At 69.7% G+C, this 6,605-nt stretch carries 8 protein-coding genes; 2 read left to right on the top strand and 6 right to left on the bottom strand.

All coding sequences use genetic code 11. From position 1 onward, the window contains the following. The coding region (locus G3I19_RS33205; RefSeq protein WP_164267427.1) for a TerD family protein at nucleotides 1–650 on the bottom strand (650 nt) is incomplete at its 3' end. Between the two features lie 231 nt (nucleotides 651–881). Beyond that, a complete protein-coding gene (locus tag G3I19_RS33200; protein WP_164267426.1) occupies nucleotides 882–1,478 on the bottom strand; it encodes a M48 family metallopeptidase in 597 nt (198 codons plus the stop codon). Between the two features lie 198 nt (nucleotides 1,479–1,676). Here G3I19_RS33200 and G3I19_RS33195 point away from each other — a divergent pair, with 198 nt between their 5' ends. Both G3I19_RS33195 and G3I19_RS33190 read left to right on the top strand, forming a co-directional pair. Continuing rightward, nucleotides 1,677–2,819, top strand: coding sequence for a ThiF family adenylyltransferase (locus tag G3I19_RS33195; protein WP_164267425.1), 1,143 nt, complete (start codon nucleotides 1,677–1,679; stop codon nucleotides 2,817–2,819). Nucleotides 2,820–2,860: 41 nt separating this feature from the next. After that, nucleotides 2,861–4,450, top strand: a complete 1,590-nt coding sequence (locus G3I19_RS33190) for an AarF/UbiB family protein (RefSeq protein ID WP_164267424.1) — start codon at nucleotides 2,861–2,863, stop codon at nucleotides 4,448–4,450. A 459-nt stretch (nucleotides 4,451–4,909) separates the two neighbouring features. Here the strand turns inward: G3I19_RS33190 and G3I19_RS33185 are convergent, their stop codons facing one another. The 4 genes from G3I19_RS33185 to G3I19_RS33170 all read right to left on the bottom strand — a co-directional run. Next, the gene (locus G3I19_RS33185; RefSeq protein ID WP_164267423.1) at nucleotides 4,910–5,239 is read right to left on the bottom strand and encodes a hypothetical protein; all 330 of its coding nucleotides are present in this window, start codon (nucleotides 5,237–5,239) and stop codon (nucleotides 4,910–4,912) included. Next, a complete protein-coding gene (locus G3I19_RS37850; RefSeq protein ID WP_164267422.1) occupies nucleotides 5,236–5,604 on the bottom strand; it encodes a WhiB family transcriptional regulator in 369 nt (122 codons plus the stop codon). Before G3I19_RS37850 ends, G3I19_RS33185 begins: the two co-directional genes overlap by 4 nt. A gap of 131 nt (nucleotides 5,605–5,735) precedes the next feature. Beyond that, nucleotides 5,736–6,026 (bottom strand): hypothetical protein, encoded by a 291-nt coding sequence (locus tag G3I19_RS33175; protein WP_164267428.1) that lies wholly within the window; start codon nucleotides 6,024–6,026, stop codon nucleotides 5,736–5,738. A 202-nt stretch (nucleotides 6,027–6,228) separates the two neighbouring features. Next, nucleotides 6,229–6,605, bottom strand: a 377-nt coding sequence (locus G3I19_RS33170; RefSeq protein WP_203600868.1) for an HRDC domain-containing protein, incomplete at its 5' end; no start/stop codon positions are given.

Raw genomic sequence — 6,605 nt, 5'->3', positions numbered from 1 at the left:
TGGGGCGGAGGAGCTGCGGGCGCGCCGAAGGCGGGGGCCGGCTCGGGAGCACCGGCGGGCGGGGCGAAGGCCGGCGCGCCGAAAGCGGGAGGCTCGGCCTGCTGCGGTGCGGCGGGCTCCTCATCGGCGACCTCACCACCGAAGTTCCTCAGCAGCGCGTCGAGTCCGCCGTCGAAGCCCTGTCCGACGGCGGCGAACCGCCAGACGTCCTTCAGATAGAAGTCGCCCAGCATGACCGCGCGCTCCGTGGTGAATTCGGAGCCCGTGAAGGCGTATCGGACGACCTCGTCGCCACCCGCGACGATCCGGATGTACCCGGGGCCGATCTGCGACATCTGGCCTGCGCCATCGATTGTCGCGGTGAAGGAGAGCTTCTGGACGGCTGCGGGGATGCGGTCGAGCGTGACCCGGAAGGATTCGGTGTCACCGGCCTGCGGGCCCAGGAGCTGGATCGACTCCTCGGGCGACTTCGGCTGGTTGAAGAAGATGAAATACCGGTCGTCCGAGAGCTGTTCGTCGGCGTCGAGTCCGAAGCAGCTGATGTCGAAGGTCAGTCCGGCGCCCGCGATCTGTACACCCACGTACAGGTCCGTGCCCGCTGTCAGGTCACTGATCCTGGCCTTGTGGCCGCGTTGGAATTGCCTGGCCATACGTAACGACCGTCCCCCATCCCGAATGTGATTCCGTCGCGTCAGGCTAACGGCTGGCACCGACATCCGGCCAAGCCGGGACGGACCCGGTACGCAGCCGGTACACAACTCCGGAGGGCCCGCCGCGGGGAGCGCCGGTGTGCGGCAACGGGGATCACGGCGCCGAGGGCGAGGCCGAGGGCGGTGGTGGCGGTGGCGGTGGCGGTGGCGGGTGGAACTGGCGTGGAGCTGCTACTCGCCGCGGGCGGCCGGCAGATGCGGCAGCCGCTCGGCCGCCACCACCCCTTCGAGGTAGCCGCGGGCGCGCTCGGTGCGCGGATACGCCTCCAGGAGCCGCCAGAAACGCGGGCCGTGTCCAGGCACCAGAAGGTGGGCGAGTTCGTGGAGCAGTACGTAGTCGACGACGTACTCCGGCATGCCCTGGAGCCGGTGCGAGAGCCGGATGCTGCCCTCCGCCGGGGTGCAGGAGCCCCACCGGGTGTTCTGGTTGGTCACCCAGCGCACCGAATCAGGGCGGGCCCGGCCCGCGAAGTACTGCTCGGACAGCCGCGCCGCGCGGTCCGCCAGCTCGGAGTCGCCGAGGACGCGTTTGCTCTCCTGCGCCTCCAGCTTGTCGAGCATCACGGTCACCCAGCGCCGTTCCTCGGCGTCCGACATCCGGGCGGGGATGAGGACGATGGTCCGGTCCCCCTCCCGGTAGGCGGAGACCGTTCTGTTCCGCCGGGCACTCCTGCGGACCTCGACCGGGCTCGTCGCCGGGCCGCGGGGCGGCTGGTTCTTCGCGCTGCGCGGTGGACTTCCGGCGGTGTGCAGAGGGTCGACGGGCACGCTTCGACGTTACCCGCTGTCAGTGCGGGAAGTCCCGCGCCCATGGCGGTTGAACCTTGATCCATTCCACAGAGTGCAGCATTCGAAGTATCACCACACCGACCCTGTGGATAACTTTCCGCACCCTCGGTGACCTGAGGGCATTCTGACTGCAGAGCCGCCGGGACAGCCCGGCGGACAGTGAAACGGGGGCGTGCGATGCATCCGATGGTGAAGCCTGCGCTACAGCGCGCTTGGCGGGACCGGCAGGCCGTGCAGTTCGGAGTGACTCCGGCACAGGCGGTGGTGCTCGGCCCGGTGGACCCAGCGACAGGCTGCCTCCTCGGGCTCCTGGACGGCACCCGCGGGATGGAGCTTCTGCGGAAGGAGGCCCAGGCCATGCGACTGCCGGACGGCCAGGTGGACAAGCTGGTCGCCCGGCTCGCGAAGGCGGGGCTGATCGATGACGCGACGGCCGGCGGCCCAGCGGTCGAAGCGTTGAGGAACCGGCCCGGCACCCTGGACCGGCTGCGCCCCGATCTGGCATCGCTCTCGCTGGTCCATCCCGAACCGGGCGCCGGTGCGGCCCGCCTCGCGGCCCGGCGTGCCATACAGGTCCAGGTACGGGGCGCCGGCCGGGTCGGGGCCACGGTGGCGGCGCTGCTCTCGGCCTCCGGGGTGGGCCGGGTCGAGGTGCTCGACGGCGGCTCCGTCCTCCCGGGGGACGTGGCACCAGGTGGTTTCCCGGCCGAGGCTGTCGGGGAGCGGCGGGATACAGCGGCGCGTCAGCTGGTCCGGCGCGTCGCACCCGGCCCGCCACCTCGCGCCTCGGCCGCCGCGCCGGGCGGCGACGGCGGGCCGGGGCTGTCCCTGATCGTCGTGGCACCGCGCGACGGGCTCGATGCCTATGTGCCGGATCCGGCACTCTCAGCGGAGTGGATCACGTCGGGCACCCCTCATCTCTATACGGGTGTGATCGAAGGGACAGGGGTGGTCGGCCCGCTCGTCCTGCCAGGAGGGACGGCGTGCTCGGGCTGTCTGGCGCTGGGGCGCGCCGAGCATGATCCCGGCTGGCCCCGGATGGTCGCGCAGTGGCGCTCAGGCAGGCGCGACGCCGTGCCGGCCTGCGATCTCGGTCTGGCCACAGCGGTGGCGGGGCTGACGGCCGCACACGCCCTGGCATTTCTCGACGGTGAGCTGCCGGCGTCCACGGGCTCACGATGGGAGGCTTCACTGCCGCTGCTCGACTGGCGACCGGCTCGTATCACACCCCACCCCGACTGCGGGTGCGGCGCGGGTGGGCACACTGAAGGGGTGCGCGCCTCGGAGGCCGGGGCCGCGCACGACACAATGGCCGGGTAACCGCCGTACGCTCCACGGCAGTCTGGGATTTGGAGGGGCGCATGTCTGATCTTCCCCGGAAAGCGGTCACACGTACCGCCAAGCTGGCGTCACTCCCACTCGGTTTCGCCGGCCGCGCCACCTGGGGCCTGGGCAAGCGGATCGGCGGCAGATCCGCGGAGATCGTGGCGCGCGAGGTGCAGCAGCGGACGGCGGAACAGCTCTTCAAGGTTCTGGGCGAGCTGAAGGGCGGGGCCATGAAAATGGGGCAGGCCCTGTCGGTCTTCGAGTCGGCCCTGCCCGAGGAGATCGCCGGGCCCTACCGGGCGGCGCTGACCAAGCTCCAGGAATCCGCCCCGCCCATGCCGGTACAGACGGTCCACGGGGTGCTGGAAGCACAGCTGGGCGCTGAGTGGCGCGAGCTGTTCACCGAGTTCGACGACAAGCCGTCGGCTGCCGCGTCCATCGGTCAGGTGCACCGTGCGGTGTGGCACGACGGACGCCGGGTCGCGGTGAAGGTGCAGTATCCGGGGGCCGGTGAGGCGCTGCTGTCGGACCTCACGCAGCTGAGCCGTTTCGCCCGGCTGCTCGGGCCGCTGATCCCCGGCATGGATATCAAGCCGCTCATCGCCGAGCTGCGCGACCGGGTGTCCGAGGAGCTGGACTACGAGCTGGAGGCGGATGCGCAGCGGGAGCACGCCGAGGAGTTCGCCGGGGATCCGGATGTGGTGGTGCCGGATGTGGTGTACCAGAGCGACCAGGTCCTGGTGACCGAGTGGATCGACGGGATCCCGCTGGCCGATGTGATCTCGGACGGTACGGACGAGCAGCGTGACCGGGCCGGGCAGTTGCTCGCGCGGTTCCTCTTCTCGGGCCCGGCCCGCACAGGACTGCTGCACGCCGACCCGCACCCGGGCAACTTCCGGCTGCTGCCGGCTGAGACCGCGGGGGGTGAGATCGACCGGGTTGAGATCGACGGGGCTGAGATCGGTGACGCTGGGATCGCCGGGGCCGAGATCAGAGAGACGGGTGGCGATGAGACCGGCGGCGCCGCTGAGAGCGGTGAGGCCGCTGAGGGATGTGGGGCTGAGGCCAGTGAGGCCGATCCGGGGGACGCTGCGCAGTGGCGGCTGGGGGTGCTCGACTTCGGGACGGTGGACCGGCTGCCGGGTGGGCTTCCCGCCACGATCGGCCACGCCCTGCGGATGACCATCGAGGGCGAGGCGGCCGCTGTCTACGAGATGCTCTGCGAGGAGGGGTTCGTCAAGGAGTCCATCGATCTGGATCCGGATGCGGTGCTGGAGTATCTGGTCCCGATCATCGAGCCGGTGCAGGCCGACGCGTTCACGTTCAGCCGGGGGTGGATGCGCGCGCAGGCGGCCAGGATCGCGGATCCCCGCTCCCCCGCCCACCAGTTGGGCAAGCAGCTCAATCTGCCGCCGTCCTATCTGCTGATCCACCGGGTGACACTGAGCACCATCGGAGTGCTCTGTCAGCTGGGTGCGACCGTGCGGCTCCGGGACGAACTCGAGGACTGGATGCCAGGGTTCCTGCCGGAGGCCGTGGAGGCCGACCTTGCGGAGCATCTCGCCGAACACCTCCCGGAACATGCCGCTGAGCAGGAGCTGCCTCCCGCCCAGGCACACGCCTGACCGGTCACACCCAAGGCCGGGGCACGCCACCCGAACCCGGGGCTCACCTGGGCCCCGGTCCCACCCCGGAGCCAGATCACGCCCCGGCCCCGGTCATGCCTCGAAGCCCGGACCACACCTCGAAGCCCAGGCCTCACCTCGAAGCCCGGACCTCACCTCGAAGCCCAGGCCTCACATCGGAGCCCCGCCCCACCCCAGAGCCAGATCACGCCCCGGCCCCGGTCATGCCTCGAAGTCCGGTTCTCACCTGGGAACCCGGTCTCATCCCGGAGCCCGGTCCCACCCCCCCGAGCCAGGTCACGGTCCGAACCCGGGTCTCACCCCGGAGCCCGGTCATGTCTGGGAGTCCGTCAAGCCGGGGAGCCCGGCCAAACCGGGGAGCCCGTCATGCCTCGGGGGCCGGTCATGTGACCGGCCCCCGCTGTCTTCCGCGCGGTACTGCTCTGTTCCTGCTTCGTTCTACTGCATGACCGCCATGGCGAGCGCGCGGCGGGCCCGCAACGAGACGCGCTCGGCGCGGCGTTGCATACGGCGGGCGGCCACCAGGCGCAGAGCCTGACGTTCGATGTCGGCCTCCCTGCGGCGCTCGTGCATATGAGCACGAGCCATGGCTTCTGGGATGAGTTGCATCTCGCGGGTCCTGTTCTGACGCGACTCGGTCGCGCCGATGGTGGTGACGACTGGTGTTGCGGAGCCGGACGGCTCGCTGGTGGAAGAGGTCATCGGGTCCTGCTTCTGGGGATCGTGCTTGTGGGGGCGGTCAATCGTTCCTGAGCCGGTGAGTTTCATGCCGCGACCGGGTTCTTGCGGGGACGGCCACGCGGCCTCTTGCGGGCCACGACGACGCCCTGGACGAAGAGCTCGCCACCCCAGACGCCCCACGGCTCACGACGCTCCTTGGCGCCGGCGAGGCAAGCCTCGACGAGCGGGCAGGTACGGCAGAGCGACTTGGCGTACTCGACGTCGGCCGGGGTCTCGGCGAAGAAGACCTCCGGGTCGTAGGCACGGCAGGGAACAGGCGCTTCGAGGTTCTCGATGGCGTCGTCGAGAACGGTCAGAGCGGTGAGCGGGAACACGGTGGGATCCTCCGGGGCAACAGGGGGCGAGAGTGTCTGTGAGGGCGGTGCGGACGGGGCGTGCGCTTCGATTTGCACGGTGATTTCATTCCTCGTCTGGTCGTTCCGGTCTGTTTGACCGAAGGTCGTCTGGTGGCCCAGTACAAACAAAAGGGCCGCGGATCCCGGGTGGGGTTCCGCGGCCCTGAAGGCGCCTGCCTGATGCTGAATCAGACTGGATCACTCCAGGGTTCGAGCCCACGGAAGGCCCACATCGTGTGGTGCTGTGCTGCCTGCGTCCCGAACTCGGCACCGACTGCCGCAAACGCATAGGACGGCATCCCCGCGATTGCTACTGCTGCTTCCGGTGCCTTGGTCGGTCGCTCATTACGGTCCCGAATGGGAAGGCTCGCCAGGGAAACAGGGCTGACGGCGGAGACGCCGGACAGACCGGTTCCACGGAGAGAGGAGCCGAGCAGGCAGGTGGCGACGACCGAGCGGTCGGTCATTTTGGTCTTCATCGTGGTTGCCACTGGTCTCGCCTCCTCTCGGCGTCTCGGGGAGCTGGGGCCCGGGGGCCTTGTCCCATTCGTATGTAGGTCAGTACAGCTGTAGATCAAGTACAGCACGGAACCAGGGCTTCAGAGAAGTCGCTGTTCCCGTGGTTAAGAACCTAAGGGGGTTCCCGGGGGCTGCGCAAACTATTTTCTCAACGAGTTTCGGTCAGTCTTCCTGCTCGGCGTCCGCAAGCTCCTGGCCTGCACAGATCTTCAGCACATCGGCTCCGAACCGCGCGATCTTACGAGCGGGGACACCGGCGATGCGTGTCAGCTCGGTCTCGTCGGACGGCACCGCCTCCGCGATGGCCATCAGGGTCTTGTCGGTGAACACACAGAACGCGGGCTGCCCGGTCTCCTTCGCCTGGACCGACCGCCACTCGTGCAGCCGCTCGTACAGCGCCTCGTCCATGTCGGACGGGCACTCCTCGCAGCGCATCAGCTTCATCTCGCCGCCGTCGGTCAGGGTCTTGCCGCAGACGCGGCAGCGCACAGGGCCGCGGTGCTTACGGCGGGCCGCCGCGCCCCGCTCGATCCCGCCCG

Source organism: Streptomyces sp. SID10853 (genome assembly GCF_010548145.1).
Classification (GTDB): Bacteria; Actinomycetota; Actinomycetes; order Streptomycetales; family Streptomycetaceae; genus Streptomyces.
Note: the sequence above shows the minus strand (reverse complement) of the source record. Positions and strands in the feature narration are given on the sequence as shown.

Excerpts from the sequence above, each read along its gene's own strand:
- G3I19_RS33195 (WP_164267425.1), top strand. The coding sequence starts at position 1,677 with ATGCATCCGATGGTGAAGCCTGCGCTACAGCGCGCTTGGCGGGACCGG.
- G3I19_RS33190 (WP_164267424.1), top strand. The coding sequence starts at position 2,861 with ATGTCTGATCTTCCCCGGAAAGCGGTCACACGTACCGCCAAGCTGGCG.
- G3I19_RS33185 (WP_164267423.1), bottom strand. The coding sequence starts at position 5,239 with ATGAAACTCACCGGCTCAGGAACGATTGACCGCCCCCACAAGCACGAT.
- G3I19_RS33175 (WP_164267428.1), bottom strand. The coding sequence starts at position 6,026 with ATGAAGACCAAAATGACCGACCGCTCGGTCGTCGCCACCTGCCTGCTC.